Origin of the sequence: Roseateles sp. (assembly GCF_049240545.1) — a bacterium.
Lineage (GTDB): Bacteria > Pseudomonadota > Gammaproteobacteria > Burkholderiales > Burkholderiaceae_C > Paucibacter_A.
In genome coordinates this window covers 15,081-36,605 of sequence record NZ_JBMLSK010000306.1, presented here as the reverse complement: position 1 = coordinate 36,605, position 21,525 = coordinate 15,081, and the positions used below count along the sequence as shown (strand labels likewise).

The 21,525-nt window shown below is 60.3% G+C and carries 18 protein-coding genes; 1 reads left to right on the top strand and 17 read right to left on the bottom strand.

Going from position 1 to position 21,525, the window contains the following annotated elements; genetic code table 11:
- Positions 1–2,029, top strand: a 2,029-nt coding sequence (locus ACOVRJ_RS19410; protein WP_422045471.1) for a hypothetical protein, incomplete at its 5' end; no start/stop codon positions are given.
- A gap of 57 nt (positions 2,030–2,086) precedes the next feature.
- On the opposite strand, the gene ACOVRJ_RS19405 is transcribed toward ACOVRJ_RS19410, so the two are convergent.
- From ACOVRJ_RS19405 to ubiE, 17 genes are all read right to left on the bottom strand, one after another.
- Positions 2,087–3,238, bottom strand: coding sequence for a glycosyltransferase family 4 protein (locus ACOVRJ_RS19405; RefSeq protein WP_422045470.1), 1,152 nt, complete (start codon positions 3,236–3,238; stop codon positions 2,087–2,089).
- Positions 3,235–4,410: a glycosyltransferase family 4 protein gene (locus ACOVRJ_RS19400; RefSeq protein WP_422045469.1), complete on the bottom strand. Its 1,176-nt coding sequence runs from the start codon at positions 4,408–4,410 to the stop codon at positions 3,235–3,237. The genes ACOVRJ_RS19405 and ACOVRJ_RS19400 overlap by 4 nt, the downstream gene beginning before the upstream one ends.
- Positions 4,411–4,422: 12 nt before the next feature.
- Positions 4,423–6,306 carry an asparagine synthase (glutamine-hydrolyzing) gene (gene asnB, locus ACOVRJ_RS19395; RefSeq protein ID WP_422045468.1) on the bottom strand — a complete coding sequence of 628 codons (1,884 nt, stop codon included), beginning with the start codon at positions 6,304–6,306 and terminating at the stop codon, positions 4,423–4,425.
- 214 nt (positions 6,307–6,520) lie between these two features.
- A complete protein-coding gene (locus tag ACOVRJ_RS19390; protein ID WP_422045467.1) occupies positions 6,521–7,672 on the bottom strand; it encodes a glycosyltransferase family 4 protein in 1,152 nt (383 codons plus the stop codon).
- A complete protein-coding gene (locus ACOVRJ_RS19385) occupies positions 7,669–8,562 on the bottom strand; it encodes a glycosyltransferase family 2 protein (RefSeq protein ID WP_422045466.1) in 894 nt (297 codons plus the stop codon). The genes ACOVRJ_RS19390 and ACOVRJ_RS19385 overlap by 4 nt, the downstream gene beginning before the upstream one ends.
- Entirely contained in the window at positions 8,559–9,449 is an 891-nt protein-coding gene (locus tag ACOVRJ_RS19380; protein ID WP_422045465.1) for a glycosyltransferase family 2 protein, read from the bottom strand. Before ACOVRJ_RS19380 ends, ACOVRJ_RS19385 begins: the two co-directional genes overlap by 4 nt.
- The gene (locus tag ACOVRJ_RS19375) at positions 9,446–10,900 is read right to left on the bottom strand and encodes an O-antigen ligase family protein (RefSeq protein WP_422045464.1); all 1,455 of its coding nucleotides are present in this window, start codon (positions 10,898–10,900) and stop codon (positions 9,446–9,448) included. The genes ACOVRJ_RS19380 and ACOVRJ_RS19375 overlap by 4 nt, the downstream gene beginning before the upstream one ends.
- Positions 10,887–12,350, bottom strand: coding sequence for a lipopolysaccharide biosynthesis protein (locus ACOVRJ_RS19370; protein ID WP_422045463.1), 1,464 nt, complete (start codon positions 12,348–12,350; stop codon positions 10,887–10,889). Before ACOVRJ_RS19370 ends, ACOVRJ_RS19375 begins: the two co-directional genes overlap by 14 nt.
- 65 nt (positions 12,351–12,415) lie before the next feature.
- The gene (fcl, locus tag ACOVRJ_RS19365) at positions 12,416–13,390 is read right to left on the bottom strand and encodes a GDP-L-fucose synthase (protein ID WP_422045462.1); all 975 of its coding nucleotides are present in this window, start codon (positions 13,388–13,390) and stop codon (positions 12,416–12,418) included.
- Between the two features lie 7 nt (positions 13,391–13,397).
- Positions 13,398–14,516: a GDP-mannose 4,6-dehydratase gene (gmd, locus tag ACOVRJ_RS19360; RefSeq protein ID WP_422045461.1), complete on the bottom strand. Its 1,119-nt coding sequence runs from the start codon at positions 14,514–14,516 to the stop codon at positions 13,398–13,400.
- Between the two features lie 25 nt (positions 14,517–14,541).
- On the bottom strand, positions 14,542–15,228 hold the full coding sequence (epsI, locus tag ACOVRJ_RS19355) for an exosortase-associated protein EpsI, B-type (protein ID WP_422045460.1): 687 nt from the start codon (positions 15,226–15,228) through the stop codon (positions 14,542–14,544).
- A complete protein-coding gene (xrtB, locus tag ACOVRJ_RS19350) occupies positions 15,225–16,103 on the bottom strand; it encodes an exosortase B (RefSeq protein WP_422045459.1) in 879 nt (292 codons plus the stop codon). Before xrtB ends, epsI begins: the two co-directional genes overlap by 4 nt.
- Positions 16,104–16,134: 31 nt before the next feature.
- Positions 16,135–17,016, bottom strand: coding sequence for a polysaccharide biosynthesis tyrosine autokinase (locus ACOVRJ_RS19345; protein WP_422045458.1), 882 nt, complete (start codon positions 17,014–17,016; stop codon positions 16,135–16,137).
- 35 nt (positions 17,017–17,051) lie between these two features.
- Complete coding sequence (gene epsF / locus ACOVRJ_RS19340) at positions 17,052–18,485, bottom strand: chain length determinant protein EpsF (protein ID WP_422045457.1); 1,434 nt, start codon at positions 18,483–18,485, stop codon at positions 17,052–17,054.
- 13 nt (positions 18,486–18,498) lie between these two features.
- On the bottom strand, positions 18,499–19,347 hold the full coding sequence (epsE, locus tag ACOVRJ_RS19335) for a polysaccharide export protein EpsE (RefSeq protein WP_422045456.1): 849 nt from the start codon (positions 19,345–19,347) through the stop codon (positions 18,499–18,501).
- A gap of 32 nt (positions 19,348–19,379) precedes the next feature.
- Positions 19,380–20,423, bottom strand: coding sequence for an EpsD family peptidyl-prolyl cis-trans isomerase (locus tag ACOVRJ_RS19330; protein WP_422045455.1), 1,044 nt, complete (start codon positions 20,421–20,423; stop codon positions 19,380–19,382).
- 361 nt (positions 20,424–20,784) lie between these two features.
- The gene (ubiE, locus tag ACOVRJ_RS19325) at positions 20,785–21,516 is read right to left on the bottom strand and encodes a bifunctional demethylmenaquinone methyltransferase/2-methoxy-6-polyprenyl-1,4-benzoquinol methylase UbiE (protein WP_422045454.1); all 732 of its coding nucleotides are present in this window, start codon (positions 21,514–21,516) and stop codon (positions 20,785–20,787) included.
- Between the last annotated feature and the right edge of the window lie 9 nt (positions 21,517–21,525).

Here is a 21,525-nt window from a genome sequence, read left to right as displayed (position 1 = left end):
AGGCCCTGCACCGACCGTTTTTGCGGCCCCGGGATCAACGTCGCAAGTCACGGGCAGCCCTTCCTCCCAAGTTCTACCCGCTGACGCAGCCAAGGTCAGCATCTGGAATCAAAAGGAGTCGCTCGCCACGGCAAGAGTTATTACCAGCGGCGACGGTCTCAGCTCCACAGCATCCAGCGCAGTCGCATACCAAGCGCCGGCTCTTGGGATCTTCTTCGGCTTCCGTGACGCCCGTGAAGACTGGCCCTCGTTGATTGATCGGTTCAAACGCAGCCCGGACATTGCGAATTGGGTCAAGTCAGAACGCGCCCGAGTGGACGCATGGATGGCCCGAGGCTTCGAGCGCAAAGACTTGGTTGGAGGCTGGGTACACGACTACGTCGACCCCAAGACGAAGCTGGACCTGAAATGGACACCTGAAAGCCCAGAGCCCCCGGAGGGTCTCACGAGCGCTGAAATAGCCATGAAGCGTGCATGGGTAGCGTTGGGTCGGGATTACAACGTCGCTCAGATTCAAAGCGCTGCTCGCCTGTTCAGGCTGACTGGCGAAGCTAAGTACGGCAACTGGGCTGCACAGCAACTGGACTTTTATGCCACGAACTATGCCTCTTGGCCACTTCGCACCCATGAAGGCAAGAGCACCATGTACAAGCAAGGGCTCGATGAGGCAGTCGCCAGCTTTGCGCTGATTGACAGTGCTCGCTTGCTGGAGTCATTTGCCGGCACAAGCCGATACAACAGCTGGCGCGACAAACTGTTCATGCCCATGGCAAGCAACCTCAAGTCCACCAGCGCGCCCATGAGCAATATCGCGCTTTGGCACAACGCTGCCATTGCTGCCATTGCCATGCGCTACAAGGACACCGCATTGCTAGATTACGCTCACAACGGCAGCCAGGGCATCAAGGCCGTCATGGCCTACGCATTGACCGCAGACAACTTCTGGATTGAGGGGACTTTTTCCTACAACAACTACGTGCTCGATGGCTTGTCGAAGCTCCTGACCCAAGCAGGGGTTGAAGGCTACGGCAGTCGATTCGCCACTGAGCGCGAGCAAGCTCTTCGCTTGCTCCTGGCCGCCTTTGACTACCGGTTTGACAACAACTCTCTACCAAACCCGAACGACAGCACAGCGACTCAAACCCTCATTGCTCAGCCGGCGCATTGGTGGCTGTACCGTTTTGCACCCACGTACTGGGGCCTGGACAAAGCCAACAAGTGGCGCACTTGGGAGTCTCTGCTGGATGTGCCAGCTACTGTCCCGGCCACTGAACCTGTGATCCCCACCGCAATGACCCGTAACTTCCCCACGCTCAGGCAGGCCGTGCTCCGCGCAGGCACATGGCAAGCCTATGTGCACTACGGTCAGTCAATGGGAAACCACTATCAGGAGGAACTCACAACCTTCGAGCTGCATGAAGGCACTACGCCACTGGCATACGACCCGGGTACGTCTGCCTACGGGACACCGCAGCACAAAGCCTACTTTCATCGTGGAGGAGCGAACAACGTGCCGCTGATCAATGGTGAAGGCCAAAACATTTGGGCCAAAGGCAATGTGTTGAGCTTCTCCGCAGAAGAGAGTCGGTTGGTTGTTGAACAGCCGAAGTATCAAACTGACGCACGCGTCACCCGTGCCTACCGGGTCACAAGCAGTGGCTTTGTTGAGAGGAGCGACATCAAGGTCACGAACGGTCAAAGCAAGCGCCTCGGCGTGGTATTCAACACGACTTGCGATGTGCAATTGGGCACGGGCAGCAGCACGACGCAACCTCTTCGAGCCTTGCCTAACGTCAGCTCTATGGGCTATTGGAAGAACACCGTCATGCGCACAAGCCAAGGGTCATGGCAAGCCACATTGACCTGTGGCACGAACAAGTACCTGATGAGCGTGGCTGGGCCCGCCAATCAACGCATCTATATCTCTACGGCGCCCAATACACCACTGCCTTCGGAACGCAACGCCATCTACTACGAGACCGACGGCACCGAGGCCTCTTTCGAGACCGAGTTCCGCAAGGTCAAATGACACCCGCGATGCGCCTCGTCGTGCAGGCGCCGGGGGAGCTAGACAGTTGGCAAGAGGTCACGCTGCACGAATGGCCTCTTCATAGATGGCCAGCAACTGCGCCAGGTTCTTCTGAGGCGTGTAGTGCGCCTCATACTCGATACGCGCCTGGCGTCCCATCTGCGCCATTTCCTGAGGATGTTGAGCGGCCCAAGTCAGGACCCGCGACAAATCGTCGGAATCACCAGGGTTGAACAGCAGCCCAGTTTCGCCGTCACGGACCAAGTCAGCCAGCGCGCCTATCCGGCTGGCAATCACTGGCAAGCCAGCCGCCAGCGCTTCAACCAGTGTTCGCGGAAAGTTCTCGTACCAAATGCTCGGCAACACCAGTGCCATCGCAGCCGCCATGTGGCTTTGAATCTGAACCTGCGATTGGCTCCCCAAAACCTCAACACGAGCAACCCCATCCAAACGCGCCGATTCAGGCCCAGTACCCGCAACCTTGAGCCACGCATCCTTGGGCACTTTTTGCCAGGCATGCGCCAAAGTCTGGACGCCCTTCTCCGGCGAAAGACGCCCAACGAACAAGAAGCCCTTGCGCTGAGCGCCATCAAAAAACGGCGGGGCGTCTACGAAGTTAGGTTTGATGACCAGGCGTTCCGCAGGCAAGCCCATCTGAACGAACTTGTTGCGGCAAAACTCGTTCAGCGCTATGAACCGGGTCACCTTGTTCTGCCAGGTGCCCAAGCCTCGATGCAGGGCCAGCATGCCGCTTAAAACAGCGGTTTGCGCTCGCGAACCTCGATAGCACCCGTGCTTGATCGCAGGCAAAGGAAACCGCCCAATACAACTCTCACACACAACCCCGTCGCGCAAGAACATCGCTTGAGGGCAACCCAACCTGAAGTTGTGCAAGGTCTGCACCACGGGAATGCCGGCGGCCGCGCAAGCCCAATACAAGCTGGGCGACAACAGCGGAAACGTGTTGTGCACGTGCATGACATCGGGCTTGAAGCGCTGGGCCAAGTCGCGCACAGCGTCGGTGGTGGAGGCGGACCAAAAGGTTTGGGCCGCCGCGCTCAAACGGCTCATGTGCGCCAGGTCGTGGTTGTTGCGCTCCAGCAGCTCAACCTCATGCCCAGCTGCCCGCAGCATGGCCACCTCCGCCTCCACCACCATGTCTTCACCCCCACGGTGCTGGTAGGCGTTGTGCGCAACAACAATCTTCATTGCGACCGTCCCGCTTTGCCTAGCGGTTGAGCGCGCTGCCACGCCAGTACACCCTGGCAAAACCGTTCGACCATGGCCTCCATACCGTAGTCCACTGCAGACCTGAGGCTCCCCTCACGCAAGCGCTGTGACATCGCTTCGTCAGCCAGCACATGCAAAACCGCGGCACTGAAACTGCTTGCATCTGGCGGCGTCATCACGCCGTTATCTCCATGGCGAAGATAGGCAATTTCCGGAGAGTGCAAATCGCAATCGGTGGTGATCATGGGCAGGCCAGCCACAAAAGCATCCAAGATGCCCAAGCCCACCAAGCCGGGGTTCAACATCAAGTCCGCGCAGGCCAGTACCTCCGCCTTCTCTGCGCCCATGCGAGGACCCAGCACGTGGACCCAGCTCAGTGACTGCACGCGATCCCGCAGCCACGCATCTTCCGGCCCAGCCCCAACGATCGCCAGCTGAAAGTCTGGCCTGGCTTGGCGCACCAATTTGGCTCCGTCAATCAGCAAGTCCAGCCGCTTCTCGGCATAGAGCGAGCCCAGGTACAAGCCCACGGGAGCATCCGGCAAGAGACCATACTTCGCACGCAAGTCACGGGAATTCATGGCCTTGGCGCGCGCCACGGCAGCGGCCAGGCTGCTCGTGTCTATGGCGTTGTTCAACACGGTGATGCGCTCGCCGGGGTAACCAAAACCCTGAACGACGTCAGCTGACACATCGGTGTAGGCAAACCACCAGTCTGCTTTGCACGACAGCGCCACCTTGATGCCCTGCGCCACACCCGCAGTGCGCGCGCCTGCCGCCTGGAAGTTGCGCCCATGCCCCCAAAGGGCCACCCGCCTGTGCCCAGGCCACAACAGCAATGGGATGTTGTTCAACATCTTGTTCTCTTGGGTGACAACCGCAAAGTCGTTCTGGCGCACCACAGGGCCTATGCCCATCCAGCACAAACGCCCACCCAGTGCATACCGGCAAGGCACTTGAACGGCCCAATCGAGATGCCCTTCATCGCGCTTCTCGCGCTCAGCCGCCGTGGGCTCACCGATTGCCAAGGTGAATCGCACACCCTCTTGCTCAAGACGCTGCTTAACGCCTTGAAAGAACGGAATGCGGTAGTGCGTCAAACGGCGCTGAACCACCAACAGGCTCGGCGCACCAACAGGGGAAGTGGTCATAGGGCCAGCGAATCAAGCGTTAGTAATTTGATGCGAGCGCAGCCAAAGCTCCGCATTCAGGAAGCGCCACACAGGAAAGCCTTTGCGCACCGCAGCTGGGTCCAGCATCCGAGCAGCCAAGCGATCCGCGTCCCAAACCCGGCGCGACCGGAACTCAGGCGAATTCACCACCTCTGTCAACAGAGCGCGAAACCCAGGCGTCTGGGCCCATTCGTCAAAGGGTGTGGAAAATCCAATTTTTCGGTGGTTGTCAACAATGCTCGCTGGCAAGCGCTGCGCAAAACCACGCCGCAAGATGCGCTTTGAAATGCCCTCTGAAAACAACTCATCTGAGGGCAATGAAAAGCCAAACTCCATCAGCCGGTAATCAATGAACGGTGACCGTATTTCGATCGATCGATGCATGGATGACTGGTCTTCATAGTGCAGGATCTGGTTGAAGCCATAGTCCAACAACTGCGAGCGCAGGTGTTGGTGCAGATTAGCGCCGCCCCATTGCATGCCCAGTTCAGGCAATGCTTTGGCATAACTGGCAATGTCGGGCAACACATCCCAGGTGCCCTCCTTGACGCGTGCTTTGGCGCTGGACGCAGCCCTGCGGCCAAGAACCGCCTTGGCCGTTTGGGCCACCAGCGCGCCATAGCCCAGGCCCAATCGGCTGTGCATTGCTTGGGCCTCGGCCCAGGCGTCTGCGGGCCGGGTTTGAATCACATCCAGCAACCGGTACCCAGCAATCAGGACCGAATAGCCAGCCAGCGCCTCGTCGGCCCCTTGGCCGTTGATCACGACCTTGATACCTTGCTGTTGAACCGCCTTCATCAAACCCCAATGGGCATATGACGTAGCGCCTTGCACGGGCTCTTGCATGGCGCTCACGAACTCGGGCAGGCGATCACCCAAGAGCTCGCCTTCGGGCTGCAACTCAACCGACTTCACATGCGGGCAGGTCGCCATGAGCGTACGTACCGCAGCGCTTTCGTCGCAGGCTTGGCCAGGGTGCACGGCCGTGTAGCCAGTGATCTCGTTCACGCCCAGGCGCCCCGCCTCGATTTCGTCGTTCACGATGGCACAAATGGCCGAAGAGTCGAGCCCACCGCTTTGCAACAAGGCCACCGGCACATCGCTGCGAAAGCGCAGTCGCACAGCATCTGCGAGCAAAGCGCGATAGGCCTCCACACGTTCGCCGGGCGGCGGCAAGTCGATGGGCTGTGCTGGCAAACTCCAGTAGCGGCGCTGGGTCAACTCGCCCTTGTCATTCAACACCGCGTTGTGGGCGGGCGGCAGTTCACGAATGCCATCAAAAAATGTCTCACCGTCGTTGGTACGGTAGCCGAAGGCCAAGTACGCGTTCAATTTAGCCAAGTTGGCTTCACGCACAGGTTCCACGGCCAATATGCCGACCGGTTCGCTGGAGAAAACAAAACGGCCGCCCTTGTGCAGGTAATTGAAGGGTTTGACCCCCATGCGGTCACGTGACATGAACAACTGACGGCGGCGCGTATCCCAAATGGCGAATGCCCACATGCCGTTGAACCGAGACACACAGGCCTCGCCCCACTGCTCATAGGCGTGCAAGATCACTTCGCTGTCCGAGTGCGAGCGAAACACATGCCCTGCGGCCTTCAACTCAGGAATCAGTTCCAGGTAGTTGTAGATTTCGCCATTGAAGACCAGCACCAAGGAATGATCTTCATTGAACATAGGCTGGTGGCCCGCAGGGCTGAGGTCCAAGATGGACAAGCGACGGTGTCCCAATGCGACGCCCTCGGCCAAATACTCACCTTCACCATCTGGCCCTCGATGGGCAATGGCTTTGTTCATAGCGGCAATGGCATCTCGCAGGCCCGCAGTCGGGCTCGCGAGATGGCAATCGACAATGCCATTGATTCCACACATACGCTTCCCTCAAAAACTCTTGTAGTTGATCTTCTCAAAACGATGCGGTGCTGTGCTCCGCTCGCATAAAACAATGGACTCACTGCGGCCTAAGAATCTGAATATTCGAGTCTTGAGGTTTGCATTTCATCGAAGATGAAGTGCCGTTGCCGTGACGGTCGAGCCATTCATGCCAAGTCGCAGCGGCCAGATGACGCTCCCCGTTGCGGCTTACCTATCGAGATGCATAGAACTCCGTCCAAGCCGCCTGGAATGCAGGCTCAGAGAATTTTTGTATGGCATCAATCGATTGCCGAGACATCTGGGGGAGCCGCTCATAGTCCCGAATTGCGCGCAACAAGCCATCTGCCACACCCTCTATGCTGCGGTGCACAAACCAACCTTCCTCGCCATTTCTCACATAGTCCTCAGTGCCGTGGAGCCCGTCCGACACCAGGACGGGTAAACCAGCCGCACTTGCCTGCAGCACCGCGAGGGAAAAGGTTTCATACGCCGAGGGCAGTGCAAATGCATCACTGGACCAAAGATACGGGCGAACATCTCTCTGAAGGCCAGCAAAAACCAAGTGGTCGTTTACCCCCTTCGCTTGGCCAAGTGCTCTATAGCTTTCAATCTCACCGGGCTGCCCACCGACAACAAGACACTGAATCCGTTCCCGTACTTCAGGCGGCAACACACCCAAAGCCGAGATGAGCAAGCCCAAGCCCTTGTGCTCGAAGTTTCCCAACGCAACAAAACAAAACACCAGAGCGTCTGATCGAAGGCCCAACTCCGCCCGCTGACCAACTCGGTCAAAGGAGGGCGGCCTTTCGTAGGACGAGACGTCCACAGGGTTCGCCACCACCGTGACACGCCCTAGCAGGGCCGGAAACGTGGCTATCAATCGGGTGGCCAGGCCCTGCGAAGGGACGACCACCGCATCGGCTTGCGCAAACGTCCGCGCTTCAGTCCATGCATTGAAACGATGATTGAGCCAACGAGCAAGCGTGCGCAGGAAGCCAACGCCAGTCTGAGACCAGCCCCCATTGAGATATGCCGTATGGCAAAAGTGCGCGTACGAGACATGTGAGCCCGGCCATTGCCCTTGCGTGCACTGGACTTGAGTCCCTTCAGGCAACGTGTCCATAAGGCGGCGCATGACTCGCCGCGCCTGCCACTGGAATACCAAGTAACGCAGCAGAACTGGCTGTACAGGCAAGCGCACTTTAGATACGTGCAAGTTCGGATGTGTTGGGAGGTCAGAGGCTCCAGTCACGACATGGACGACGCGATCACGGCACAAGGCAAGGGCCTGCAGCCGCACACAACTGCCGGCAGGACTGCGGCGTTCAACGGCCATATCCACGAGCACTACGGGCGACTTCATCGATCGTCCTTCCAGTAAACCAAGCCCTGCATTCGACCTAAAGTGGCGGCCACCGACTGCACCAGTCCAACGAGCCCCTTTGGCCGCAAAAAAAGCCAGCCAATAGGGCCGACCAGCCCGCGCAACACAACAGGTGCGCTCAACCTATGCTTTCGGCACAGTGCCCCCCAACTCCGAGAGCGCTGCAAGGAAAAACGCCACTCCCCCTTCAAGGACGCGGCCTTTCGAGGCCCAAAGGCGTGATGCACGCGCGCAGCCGGCTGGCGCTCGATGCGCGCACACCGAGCCAGCAGCGTCAGCAAGAAATCCGTTTCCTCGCCGGCGCCGAACCACTGGCCCACACCGAAGCGCTCGTCAAACCCCCCGGCATCCCTGGCCACTGCCGCGCGAATGAACAGCGTGATCGAACTCGCATCACTGCCCCGAAATGCCCGCCACGCCGCGAGACGCAGCGGCGAGTCCTGCGCCGGATCGGTCTTGTGCGTCTGCTCAACCCAGTTGATGACCAGCCCGTCAAGCGCCCCGGCGCGTGTCAGCGCGGCAGCCTTTACCTCGGCCAGAGTGTCCGGCTCGTACCAGCAATCATCATCCGGAAAAGCAAGCCACTCGCCGCGCGCCACGGCCATGCCGGCATTGCGCGCGGCGGACAAATTGGGCCGATCCAGCCGCAAGTGCTGCACCGACCAGCCTACTGCCTGAGCCCGCTGCACAAAGGGCAACACCCGCTCGTCCGGGTTCTGGTCAACCACGATCAGCTCGAAGTCCTGGCAGGTCTGCGCCTGCAAGGAGTCGAGCAGGCGGCCGATCTCGTCCACGCGGCCGTAGGTGGCCAGGATGAGACTGAAGATGGGCTTGTTTGCCTTCGCCCCCGGCAAGTTGTCAACGCTCATTTCAACCCCGCCATCCAACGTAGGCCCGTACGCAGCCAGTACAACTTGTGCCCGCGGGCTTGCGGGCTGCGCCAGAGCGCCCAGCCTTGTGCAAGATCGCCGCGCTCACGCATGGCACGCGCGGTATTCAGCCAATGCGAACCCAAAAGCCGGCGCGCTCCCGCCCGCATGGCGCTGGGCACGTCACCCCGCTGCAGCCGCTCATTCAGCCTCAGATAGCAGGGCAGCAGCGTTGGCGGCCGCGGCTCCTGCGCCGTTGCGCTGCCCGCCACCTCCATGCGGTAGTCCACGCGGGTCTCACCCACGTAGGCCACGGGCGCGGCTTCCGCCATCCTGAACCAGACGTCTTGGTCTTCGCCCAGCGTTTCGCCGAGGGGGAAGCTAATTCCCGACCGGCGTGAAACGGCGACATTCACGGCTATCGAGTCAGCACAGGTAAACGTCAATCGACTCCACTGCCCATAGAAATCGTGGAGCAGTCGAGCGGGGCCTGGCAAGGCAATCGATTCGCGCCGACCGTCGATCCACACTCGGCAATACCCGGTTGCCAGCATGCCGGCCGAAGGAAAGCGCTCGGCCAGGTCCCGCAGTGCCGCGAGATGGCCGGGCTGGTAGCGATCGTCTGCATCCAGAAATGCAACCCAAGTTGAGGTCGCCAGGGCCAGAGCCGCATTTCGGGCGGCGGCCACCCCGGCATTCTGCTGCCTGACCAGGCGAACCCGCGCCAAGCCGAGAGACTCCACCAGCTCTGCCCCGCCGTCCGTAGAGCCATCGTCCACGACGATGACCTCGTCCGGCTCTTGCTGCACGGCCGACTGCACGGCTTCCAGCACGTAGGCCCGCTTGTTGTAAAGCGGAATCGCCACAGTGAAGCCGTGCGCCTTCATCGAGCCCGCACCTGTGGGAGCCGACTCAAGGCACTGGCGGGCGCCGCATGGCCAAACGGGGTGGCCTCTGCGCCCTCGCCGCGCCGGTAAGGCAGCAAGACCATGGCGAACCAGGCCAGATGGATCAAGGTCTCGCCGACAAACAATCCCTCCAGCTCCAGCGGGGCCTCGCTGACGCAACGTGCGAGCACGGCGACGGCCAGCGCCAGGGACACGCCGCGGGTTTGAGCCGCCGCCCGCCACGAAGCGAGCAGCAGACAGGCCAGATAAGCCAGCAGCGCCAGGCCGCCAAACAGGCCGGCGACGGACAGGCTTTGCATCAGCTGGTTGTGGGCATGAAAGGCAAAGGGCATGCCAATGCGGAAGCGGTGCACAGGCCCCCAGGCTTCTGGGCCATAGCCAAACCAGAGGTTATCCAACCAAAGGCGCCAGGCCTCGGCCCAGATGGCCGTACGCCCGGTGAGCGTGGCGATCTCGCCGCCTGCCTTGCTGTCGACGATCTTGCTGGCAATGCGGCCCAGGTCCAGGACCATCAATGCGCCCATCGCGACCAAGGCCAGCGCCAGCAGGCCCAACACAAAGCCGGGCTTGAGGCGGCCCTGGGCATCGCGCCCTCGCCCGTACAGCATCAGCACCACCACGCACACCAAGCCGGAGGCCCAGACCGTCTTGGACTGCGCGAGCACGAAAACGGTCAGGACAGCCACACCGGCCAGCACGTTCATCCAACTGCGGCGAAACGGCCGTTGGTAGGTGAGCAGGCCCAGCAACAGCGCGAGGGGCCCGATGCTGTTGGCATTGGAACCGAGCCCCCACAGCCGAATCGTGAAGCCCGGAATCCAACCCGGATAGTCGGGTTGAATGGCCAACGAGGGCAGCAGCAGGGCGGCCACCAAGCTGCCCACCATGAGCCCCAGCAGCGCACATTTCAGTGCATGCAGACTGGCCTCCAGACCTTCGCCACGGGCCAAGAAGAAGGCGATGAACATCACAATGGGGTAGTAGCTGTTGTGCACAAACGTGGGGTAGGCGCCCAGGGCCGCAGCGAGCACATGTGTGGCCGCAAAAAATGCCAGCAAAGCCACAAAAAGGCCCTGCCCTCCCGCGGGTGCGGCCCGCCGAGCACGCGAGTTCATGAGACAAGTCAGGATCTTGGCAAAGCAAATGGCCAACACGAGCCCCGTCAACGCTCGCGTCACGTGCCCCCCCCCGTCCCCTCCGGTGCCTTCGATCGTGCGGATGTCAAAGCTTGCATACTTGAGATTGCGACCCGACAGCAAGGTGCTCAGCGCAATGCCCAAGCACAGAAACACCGGCACGGCCGGCAGCGTCCAGCGGGCAAAGCGCGACTCCAGCGAGAGAAACCCGCCTTGAACAAGGATCAGCAAGGCCGCCGTGCCGAAGGCAAATGCGCCGTAGTACGCGACGCCAATCAGTTCAGCTGAGCTCATTTTCAGCAAGCCGCAAGGGCCCCAAGAAAGCCAGAAAGCGCGCCAGGGGCGCCGGAAGCTTGTCGAGCAGACGGGCCATCAGCACCCGCACCTCAGGACAAACAAGACTTGGCCATGCGTAGAGCATGCCAATCAGCAAGGGCACAGAGACGGCTGAGGCCACGAACAGGCGCAGAGGCGCTGGCTGCCCGGCAAGCCAATGGTCCAGCAGGCCCAGCCCTGCTGCCAGCAGCGCACAAAGGGCCAGACCACCGCGCAGCACCCGCCAAAAGTCGTAGAGCTTCAAGCCGGTGCGGCGCCCCGTCACCCGCAAGACAACAGCAAGACGCAATGCATAGAAGCCGCAAACCGCCCAGGCCACCACCACCACGCCGTGCTGTGCCGCCCACACGCACACAAGCCCCCACAGCAATGCCATCGGGAGTTGGCTGCGCAATTCGTCGGAGGGGCGGCCTGCAGTCCAAAGCAAGGGGGTGCAGAGCCCGAACATCAGGAACAAAGGCATGGCCAAGGCCAGTGGGACGCATACCGCCGCCGCCTCCTGCCACTTCGCACCATAGAGGGTGAGCACAAAGGGCTCAGCCAAGACCGCCGTGGCCACAAAGACAGGCGCAATGAATAAGGCCATGGCAGCGAGCAGCCCGAGAAACGCCCGCCGAGCCAAACCCTGATCGCCTTGCTCGGCGGACCTGGACGCTGCGGAAAAAAACACAGGTTGCACAACGCCAAGCAGGCTGGCACTCGGGCTGTAGAGCAGGTTGTAAGTCTGGCTGTACAGACCCATGTCACGACTCGGCAACCAACGCCCGATGACGGTGCGGTCGATGTTGGCAATGAGCCAATTCAACAGATTGGTGGCCAGCACCACACCGCCGTAGCTCCCCTGGCTGCGCGCATGCTCGTACCAAAGCAAAGGCTTGATGGGGTGGCGGACCTGGCTGTAAGCAAACAAGGCCCCCAGAACAGCCTGCACACACCAAGCAGCGACCAAAGACCACACGGCATAACCAGCCAGGGCCATGGGAATGCCCACCAACACAAAGCCGATAAAGTAACTCGCGATCTGGCTGAGTTGCAAAGCGCGGTAGTTGAGCTCGCGTTTGAGGAGGTTCATGGCCGGCGCGGCCAATGCATTGACCAGGCACAGCAGAGCCAGCACACGCACCACCTCCACAGCGCGAGGCTCTGCAAAGAAGTTGGCTATGGGCTGCGCGGCCAGGGCCACCAGGGCCGCGACTGCCAGGCCCAGGATGATCTGCCAAGTGAACACAAAGCGCACATCCCTGTCATCAACATGAGGGCGCTGTATCAGGCCATAAGCCAAGCCCACATCGGCAAAGAAGAGACTGAAGGTGATGACCAGCGTTCCTATGGCAAAGACGCCGTATTCCGTGGGTCCCAGCAAACGCGCCAACACCACCTGTGAGCCGACCTGCAAGACCATGCGCACGACAGCACCGCCACCTCCCCAGAAGAGTGCTGTGACGGAGCGTGCACCAAGTCCAGAGCCCGCCATCAGGCACCGGCGGCGCGCTCGACACGCGCAAGGAAGTCGGCATAGGCCTTGCCAATGCCCTCGGCCAGCCCGGTGCTCGCCCGCCAACCAAGGCTGGCCAGCAAACTGACATCCATCAGTTTGCGTGGTGTGCCATCAGGCTTGCTGGCATCAAAGACGATGCGGCCTTCAAAGCCCACCACCTTCATGACCGTTTCGGCGAGTTCGCGGATGGTCACGTCCGTGCCAGTGCCGATGTTCACAAGCGGGCCGTCGTAGCCTTGTTCCATCAGGTAGACGCAGGCGTCGGCCAGGTCGTCCGCATAAAGGAACTCACGCATGGGGGTGCCGCTGCCCCACACCACCAACTCGCTGTCACCGCGCAGCTTGGCCTCATGCGCTTTGCGAATGAGTGCGGGCAGCACGTGGCTGTTGTTCAGATCGTAATTGTCGTTAGGCCCGTACAGATTGGTGGGCATGGCGCTGGTGTACTGGCGGCCGTATTGATGGTTGTAGCTCTCGGCGAGCTTGATGCCAGCGATCTTGGCAATGGCATAAGGCTCGTTGGTTTGCTCCAGCGGGCCAGTCAGCAAACTGTCTTCGCGCAGCGGCTGAGGCGCCAGCTTGGGATAAATGCAGCTGGAGCCCAGGAACATCAGCCGCTGCACCCCGGCCAGATGCGCACCATGAATCAGATTGGCCTCGATCATGAGGTTCTGATACAAGAACTCGGCGCGGAAAGTGTTGTTGGCATGGATGCCACCCACTTTGGCCGCGGCGATGAAAAGGTAGTCGGGCTTGTGAGCCTGCAGCCAATCGTGCACAGCGCGCTGATCCAGCAGGTCAAGTTCGCTGCGGTTGGCGGTCAATACCTCGCTGTAGCCGCCGGCCTGCAGCCGGCGCACCAGGGCAGAGCCGACCATGCCACGGTGGCCGGCCACGAAAATGCGCGCATCCTTGGGCAAACCGCCACCACCACTACTGCTGCTGCTCATGCCTCGCTCACTCGTTGTAGTCGTAGGCCTTGAAGCCAGCCATCTTGACCAGGCTGTCACGGCGGGCGGAGGTGTAGTCGGACTCCACCATTTCGGCCACCAACTCACGCAAGGAGGTGGTGGGCACCCAGCCGAGTTTTTCTTTGGCCTTGGTGGGGTCGCCCAGCAAGGTTTCCACTTCGGTGGGGCGGTAGTAGCGCGGGTCGACCTTGACGATCACATCGCCGACCTTGCACTTGGCCTTGTCGCCGGTGACCGCGACCACGGTACCAATCTCGTGCTCGCCCTCGCCCGTGAAGGCGAGCGTGATGCCCAACTCAGCGGCTGCGAACTCGACGAACTGGCGCACGCTGTATTGCACGCCGGTGGCGATGACGAAGTCTTCGGCCACTTCCTGCTGCAACATCATCCATTGCATCAGCACGTAGTCGCGGGCATGGCCCCAGTCGCGCAGCGCGCTCATATTGCCGAGGTACAGGCAGTCTTGCAGGCCCAAGGCAATGCGGGCCACGGCGCGGGTGATCTTGCGGGTGACGAAGGTTTCGCCGCGCAGCGGGCTCTCGTGGTTGAACAAGATGCCGTTGCAGGCGTAGATGCCGTAGGCCTCGCGGTAGTTGACCGTGATCCAGTAGGCGTACATCTTGGCCACGGCATAGGGGCTGCGTGGGTAGAAGGGGGTGGTTTCCTTCTGAGGGATTTCTTGCACCAGGCCGTAGAGCTCGGAGGTCGAGGCTTGGTAGAAGCGGGTCTTCTTTTCCAGGCCCAGGATGCGGATGGCTTCCAGAATGCGCAGCGTGCCCATGCCGTCGGCATCGGCGGTGTACTCGGGGCTCTCGAAGCTGACCGCCACATGGCTCATGGCGCCGAGGTTGTAGATCTCGTCCGGCTGCACCTGCTGGATGATGCGGATCAGGTTGGAGCTGTCGGTCAGGTCACCGTAGTGCAGGGTGAAGTTCTTTTTCTCGACATGCGGGTCTTGATACAGATGGTCAATGCGGTCGGTGTTGAAGGACGAGGCCCGGCGCTTGATGCCGTGGACCTGATAGCCCTTGGAGAGCAACAACTCGGACAAGTAAGCGCCGTCTTGCCCGGTAACGCCGGTGATCAGCGCAACTTTTTGTGTCATCTGGATTTCTCGACTATCTCGTTGATCAAATACTCACCTTGCCGATCACGCGTTCGCGCTGATTGGCTGGCATGGCTGCTGTCATCTGCCTGATGAATTCGGTATGCACCGGTATGGCTTTGTCCATATCGGGGTTGATGGAAGAGACACGAATCAACATGCCCTCGGGAATCTGACGCTTCAAGCCGTAACGAATCGAGATCAGGCGCCTTTGGGTGTTCGAGGTCGTGGCCTGGTCCCCCATCAACACCCAATAGGTGACGGGCTCCATGCGCGAGCCCATTGTCATCATCAAATGTCGCACCGGTATGACAATGCCCGGCGCTGGCTGCAAGGTCGCATCGCGGGTCTCTTCCATCTTGAAACCCTGGGAGACATAACAGACATCCGGGACATGCACGGTCAAGCCGTCAGATTGATCGCCGCCATAGGCCACCGACAACATCACACGCTGACCCTGGCTGTTGACATAGGTGCGGGCCAGGGTTTGGTTGTAGATCTTGTCCAACATGGCCTGCTGGTCGGGCGGCGGCACGATAACGGGCATCCTCTCGTCGACCCGCCAGTCGGCAAACGCGGTTGGGAAGACGGTTTCGAGCTTGAAGCCCTTGAAAGAGTCAGAAACCTTGATGGAGGGACGCGCCCATTCAGCCAAGGCGGCCGAGCCCATCATGGCGGCCATCACGACCAGTGCTTTACGACGCGCGCTCATTTGCGAACCGCCTTTGCAAGCCGGGCCATGGCGTGCATGCCATGGTCTACCAACAGAATCAACGCCAAGGCGACGATGAACAAGACCATGCCTGCGAAGCCGTGAACAAAGCCCTGCCCGGCTTCGTCACCAAAGTGGTAGGTGACCAAAACCAGGATCATCACGCGAATGATGTTGGCCACAAACGAGATCGGCACGATCAAGATCGCCAACGCGACGTTTCGGGCCGCTGACTTGTAGTTCATCAGGTTCATGTACAGCATGCCCAAGGCCTCTAGGGTGAACATGGAGTTCAGACCCGCACAGGCATCGGCAACAAGCAGCTGATAGGGACCGACCGTCAAGATGACACCGCTGCGGCCGACGGGATAACCCAAGGTGTAAAGGATGGAACTGGCCACGGCAGACACCGCGCTCTTCAACGGGGTCGTGATGGCGATCACCAAAGTGGCCGGCAAGGGCACCATGAAGATCAAAAAGAAAATCGGGAACCAGCACAGGCGCAAGGCCTCGGAGCCCTTGAAGAAAAGAATGAGGCCGATGGCAATCGGGATCAGCGACCCGACTTCAAACATCAAGATGGCTTGCGACCTGCCCACCACATAAAGCAGGAAACCCAGCACAAACATCCATAAAGCGGCCCCAAGCTTTGGCCGCGCAACAATGTCGGCAAATGCTTGGCGCTTGCCATACAAAAGCCACAGCACGACCGCAAAGATGATGGGGCCGTGGCCCTGCTCATCTTTCACCCAAACCGTGTTCGCCAAGGTGATAGCCGTGGGGCCAAACATGACCCCCAAGCCCGCAAGCAAGAGTAGAAGAACGGGCAGGTCTAACTTTTGCGGCGACAGGCCCGCTGACACAGAGGTTGACATGGAACTGGCTCGACTGGGTTCGGGTCGGAAATCAATACTCGTTCATGACCGCGCCGAGCACGTTGACCGAGCTACCCGCCAGGCTCGCGACCAAGTCCTGCAAGGCCTCGTACTTGCAGGCGTTCTTGCGAGCAACAACGATGGCCGATCCACATTTGGCGGCGACGACGCAAGCATCGGCGCCATTGCTGGCAGCTGCGGTGTCAACGATGACGTTGTCGAACTTGGCGCAGAGTTCGCGCATCAGCAGGGCAAAGGCGGGTCGCTCAACCAGTTCGAGCGGGTTGGGCGCAATCGAGCCGCCCGGCAAGACGAACAAACCGGCAACACCTTCGACGGCTTGGATCACTTGCGCTTCAGCGCGACCGGACAACACGTTCGACAAACCCGCTGCGTTGGAGACGCAAAACACCTCGTGCTGGCGCGGCGAGCGCAAATCGGCATCGACCAGCAATGTCCGCCCACCCAACTGCGCCAGCGAGACCGCCAAATTGGCAGCGAAATAGGTTTTGCCGTCGCCATGCTCCGGACTGATGACGGCCACGGCCGTGGTGTCCTGGGTCTGCGCTGCGCCGTGCAAGCGCATGGTCACCTGGCTTCGGGCGGCCCGAATGGCTTCGGCCTGAACCGAGAAGGGTTGATTGAGCGTGACCAACTCAGGGCTGGACACCCGGCGCTCGGCGCTGGCCATAGGGTAATGGAACTGCTTGGCCAAGGCGCTCAAGACGTCGTCTTCGCTGGCGAGGCCCAGTGCAACCGCGGCCTCACCGAAGCGCACACCCTTGTCTCGCTGGTAGGCCAGCACCTTCTCAACTTCAGCCGCGCTCAGGCTGCGAGCGTCGCGAATGATGTCGCCAATGCTTCGCTCCTGCGAAGTCAGCGGGACGTCCTCCCGTTTGTTTTCAGTATTCACGGATTGAGCCTTATCTGAAAAAACTGCACTCATGCTCATGCAGCCTTGCTGCCGCCAGGCATCGGAGCCAACAGGCGTCTTTGAGCCAGGTTGGCCGCCGAAACCCGACCAAACAAGCGCTTGGCCGTCGGGGCCTGCAGGACACCGATGATCGGCAAGCCCACGGCTTGAACCACATCATCAGCGGTGCGAATGCGACGATTGAACAACTCGAGCATCAGAGCGACACCGACGCCCAGCAGGGTTCCGATAAACACAGACAGCACCATATTCGGGATCAAGCGTGGTGAGCTTGGCTGCATCGGCGGCACCGCCTGGGTCAGGACCGAAGCGCTGCTTTGATTGGCTTGACTTTCCAGGGACACCTGATTCAAACGCTGCTGAATCTGGTCGTAAATGCGCTGGCTGTTTTCAACATCGCGCAGCAAGACAGCACCTTCATCGCGGACCGCCTTCATTTGCAAGACCTTGGTGCGCTGGGCATCCAAAGAGCTCTTCAATTCCGCGACACGTTGCTGATTGATGGAGTTGGCCAGGCTGATGCTGCTGCCGACCTTGACTGTTTCATTGGAGATGCGCTTGTTCAGCTCGGCCAAGTTGGCCTTGAGCTCCACCACCTGGGGGTGACTGGTGCCTAGGCGAGAGTTCAATTCTTCCAGTCGCGATTCCATGCGGGCTTGATCGACCTTCAAACCAGCAATCAGCTGGTTGCCCAGCACTTCTTGCATGCGCTCGCCTCCCACCCCTTTCGAGGCGGACTGCCGGCTGCCGGAATCACTGGCCAAGGCCTGCAAACCCACCAACTGAGTTGAAAGCTCATTCAGGCGCGTGTTCTCAACATCGAGGCGCTCATCGGAGGCAATGATGCCCTTGTCACGCTGGTACTCGGAGAGGCGGGATTGCGCCTTCTCAACGGCTTCGCGTGCCTCTTTCGCGCGGCTCTCAAAGAAACCGACGTACTGCTTGGCCGGATCGACCTTCAGTTCCAGCGTTGTTTCCAAGTAGGCTTGAACAAATGCATTGGCCAGGCCGGCCGCAAAGCGCGGATCGGCAGCCTTGTACCCCACGGTGATGACGTTGGACTCGCGCGATGGCCTGACATCGAGCCCTTTCTGGAAGCTCTCGCCCAGCCACTGCTCAATCGAGCCTTCGCCCTTGGTGTCGTCCTTCCACTGTTCACGGACCTGGGGGTTCTCAGCCAGCTTGAGGTTGCGAACCACTTTGTAAGCGACGCGATCGCTCGTGATGACATCGATTTGGGTTGCGATCAGGCTGGGATTCGGCCCACCTGAAAACATCATGGCGCTCAGGGGGTCAGGCTTGACCTCCACCACCACCGAAGCGGTAGCCATGTACTTCTTCGGCCAGAGCAAGCTTGCAACCAGGGTGGCCAAGACCACGCTGAAAAAAATCACGACGGATATCTTCCAACGTGCAAGGCAAATCGATAAGAACTGTGCGAACGACATCATTTACCTCGAATCAGAACAAGCTCTCTTTGACATACACCACGTCGCCGTCTTTCAAGCTCTCGTCCATTGGGAGCTGAACCACCTCGACCTTGCCTTCGGCGTTCTTGCGGTGCACGCGAATGCCTTTTTCAGTGCCACGCTGGGTCAGGCCGCCGCCTGTGGCCAGGCTTTGCATCAGGGTCATGCCGCGCTCCAGGCGCATCGGGCCGGGGCGCTGCACTTCACCGTAGATGTAGACCATGGGGCCGCGGTCGACCCAGACGACATCGCCGTTCTGGATGAAGACATCGTTGTCGCTACCACCCGGCGCAAAGATGGCGGGCAGGTCAATCTCAGCGCGATAAGGCTTGCCATTGCGCTTGCCGGTCAAGACCAGGATCTCCGCCCCACCGGCAGCGACGCCGCCGGCGTTGGAGATCAGGTCGGTCAGGCGCATGTCTGCGGTTTCGATCGGATAGCGACCCGGACGATTGACTTGGCCCAGCACGTTGGCTTGGTTGCCTTTGACCTGCAGGACGACGATGGTGACTTGCGGGTTTTTGACAAAGTTGCCGTTCTTCAGGCCGTCAGCAATGAGTTGCTCGGCTTGGGTGACGCTCAAACCGCCGATGCGAACATTGCCCAGCAGCGGGTAAGACACCACGCCGACTTCAGAAACGCGGGTTTCCAGCGTCAGGTCCTGGTTCTGATAGACAGTGATGCGCAGCACATCGCCCGAGCCCAGGCGGTACTCCGCCGTGGGCGATGCGGCCGCCGGCACAGCAGCGGCGACCGGCGTTGCAGCCTGTGAAGGCTGAACGACGGCCATGCAGGACAGAGCCAAAGTCGCCAGGCCAAGCCAGGGTTTGCTTTGCGTCATCATCGTCTCCTTGAATCCGATCAATTTCCGCATTACTTCAGGCCCATGCCCTTGGAGATGGCGTTGGCGTCGAGGCCGCTGGCGGCGGGAGCCGGGGTCGCGGCAGCGGCGTCCTGTGCAGGTGCAACGGGAGCGGTCGCAGCTGGCGTTGTGGCAGCGGCAGGTGCGGAGGCTGCAGCACCCGGAGCGCCTTCGGCAAACTTGCCCACGTACTCGATCTTGGCTGCTTCACGCAGAGCCTTGATGTCTTTTTGCACCTGCTCGGACTTGCGCTGATTGCTCAGGAAGGCTTCGATCGCAGGGCGAGCACGGACTTCGTCCACCGGCTGGCTGCGCGAGCCGACCAGGAACAGCACGGTCAAGCCGTTCGGCGTTTGGGTGACGGCGGAGTCGCCGTCCTTCATGCGAGCGATGGCGTCCAGGCCGGCCAGCGGCAGTTGCTCGGCGGCGCGCACGGCTTGGTTGCCTTGGAAACGAAGGTCATTGGCCTTCAGGAACTCGGCAAACTCGGCCATGTTCTTGGAAGCCTGCAGCTTTTCGCGGATAGCGGCGAACTGCTCAGGCTTGGCTTCGATGGCCAGTTCTTGCAGGCTGAAGATGCGGCGGTCCTTGAACAGGGCCGGCTTCTCGTTGTAGTACTTGCTGACTTCTTCGGCGGTGGGCTTGGCCACGGACTCACCGATGCGCTCAACATAAGCGCGGGCAATGATTTCGCGCTTGGCGGCTTCGATCTGCTGGACCACCTTGGGGTCGCGGTCGATCTTCAGCTCTTGGCCTTTTTGAACGGCCAACTCTTGTTCGATCAAGCGCTCCAGCACTTGCTTGCTGGCGGCTTCGGCTTGCTCGGGCTTGAGGCCTTGCTGACGCTGCAGCACGAAGTTGATCTGATGAACGGTGATCTCTTCCTTGTTCACTTTGGCCGCGGTTTGGGAGGCCTTTTCGCCCTTGTCGCCACCACCGCAACCGGCCAGCAACACCGTGACAGCGGCGGCTGCGATGGCCGCAACGCGCAGGCTGGTGAGGGCGCGCGGGGCGCTGGTGGACAGGACTTCTTGCTGATTCTTCACAACATTCATGGCGTGTCTTTCCTTCTTCTTCGAGAGTCACCAACCTTGGCGGCTCAGATCATTTGCTGCAACGCAGCAGGCACCCTCACCAGCCGATTGCGGATGAGTGTAACGATTGAAAATGACAATTCTCCCCTTCAAAACAGCGCTTGCCGACAGCGTGTGACCACTGTTTACCCGCAATCGCCGCCCTTGTCACAAAAAAGTCAAAAAGACTGTGACAGCTCCCTGCAACGAGGCCCTCTGCGTCCTCGTTAGCGAGGAATTTCAGCCTCTTTCTGGACCAAAGCCCGGCATAGCCGGGCTTTGTGACAAGGCTCCCCTCGGATCAAGGGAGCGGTGAATCAGACCAGAAACTCGCTGATGCGCCTCAACACTTGATCCCGGCATGCAGGGCCACGACGCCGCCGCTGAGGTTGTGGACGTCGACGTGGCCAAAGCCTGCCGTCTTCATCATCGCCTTCAATTCCTGTTGCCCCGGGTGCATACGAATCGATTCAGCGAGATAACGGTAACTTTCCGCGTCACCGGCAATCATTTGGCCGAGCTTGGGCAGGACTTTGAAGGAATACCAGTCGTAAGGCTTTTGCAGCGGCGCGGCCACCTTGGAGAACTCCAGCACCAACAAGCGGCCGCCCGGCTTGAGGACCCGGCACATTTCCGCCAGCGCCTGATCCTTATGGGTCATATTGCGCAGACCAAAAGCCACGCTGACCAGATCGAAGCTGCCATCCTTGTAGGGCAGCTTTTCGGCGTCGCACAGATTGGTGGGCAGGATCAGGCCTTCGTCCAGCAGGCGGTTGCGCCCCTGGCGCAGCATGGCCTCATTGATGTCGGTGTGCACCACCATGCCGCTGTCACCCACCTTTTTGGCAAAGGCGCGCGACAAATCACCGGTGCCGCCGGCGATGTCCAGCACCCGCTCGCCGAGCTTGAGGTTGGCGACCGCCACGGTGTAAGCCTTCCAGGCACGGTGCATGCCCATGGACATCAGGTCATTCATGATGTCGTACTTGGAGGCGACCGAGTCGAACACGCCGCGTACGCGGCTGGCTTTCTCGCGCTCGTCAACAGTTTGGTAGCCGAAGTGGGTACTGCTCATAGTCGTTTT

Excerpts from the sequence above, each read along its gene's own strand:
- fcl (WP_422045462.1), bottom strand. The coding sequence starts at position 13,390 with ATGAGCAGCAGCAGTAGTGGTGGTGGCGGTTTGCCCAAGGATGCGCGC.
- ACOVRJ_RS19405 (WP_422045470.1), bottom strand. The coding sequence starts at position 3,238 with ATGAAGATTGTTGTTGCGCACAACGCCTACCAGCACCGTGGGGGTGAA.
- ACOVRJ_RS19400 (WP_422045469.1), bottom strand. The coding sequence starts at position 4,410 with ATGACCACTTCCCCTGTTGGTGCGCCGAGCCTGTTGGTGGTTCAGCGC.
- ubiE (WP_422045454.1), bottom strand. The coding sequence starts at position 21,516 with ATGAGCAGTACCCACTTCGGCTACCAAACTGTTGACGAGCGCGAGAAA.
- asnB (WP_422045468.1), bottom strand. The coding sequence starts at position 6,306 with ATGTGTGGAATCAATGGCATTGTCGATTGCCATCTCGCGAGCCCGACT.
- ACOVRJ_RS19390 (WP_422045467.1), bottom strand. The coding sequence starts at position 7,672 with ATGAAGTCGCCCGTAGTGCTCGTGGATATGGCCGTTGAACGCCGCAGT.
- ACOVRJ_RS19330 (WP_422045455.1), bottom strand. The coding sequence starts at position 20,423 with ATGAATGTTGTGAAGAATCAGCAAGAAGTCCTGTCCACCAGCGCCCCG.
- ACOVRJ_RS19380 (WP_422045465.1), bottom strand. The coding sequence starts at position 9,449 with ATGAAGGCGCACGGCTTCACTGTGGCGATTCCGCTTTACAACAAGCGG.
- epsE (WP_422045456.1), bottom strand. The coding sequence starts at position 19,347 with ATGACGCAAAGCAAACCCTGGCTTGGCCTGGCGACTTTGGCTCTGTCC.
- epsI (WP_422045460.1), bottom strand. The coding sequence starts at position 15,228 with ATGAGCGCGCGTCGTAAAGCACTGGTCGTGATGGCCGCCATGATGGGC.
- epsF (WP_422045457.1), bottom strand. The coding sequence starts at position 18,485 with ATGTCGTTCGCACAGTTCTTATCGATTTGCCTTGCACGTTGGAAGATA.
- gmd (WP_422045461.1), bottom strand. The coding sequence starts at position 14,516 with ATGACACAAAAAGTTGCGCTGATCACCGGCGTTACCGGGCAAGACGGC.
- xrtB (WP_422045459.1), bottom strand. The coding sequence starts at position 16,103 with ATGTCAACCTCTGTGTCAGCGGGCCTGTCGCCGCAAAAGTTAGACCTG.
- ACOVRJ_RS19385 (WP_422045466.1), bottom strand. The coding sequence starts at position 8,562 with ATGAGCGTTGACAACTTGCCGGGGGCGAAGGCAAACAAGCCCATCTTC.
- ACOVRJ_RS19375 (WP_422045464.1), bottom strand. The coding sequence starts at position 10,900 with ATGAGCTCAGCTGAACTGATTGGCGTCGCGTACTACGGCGCATTTGCC.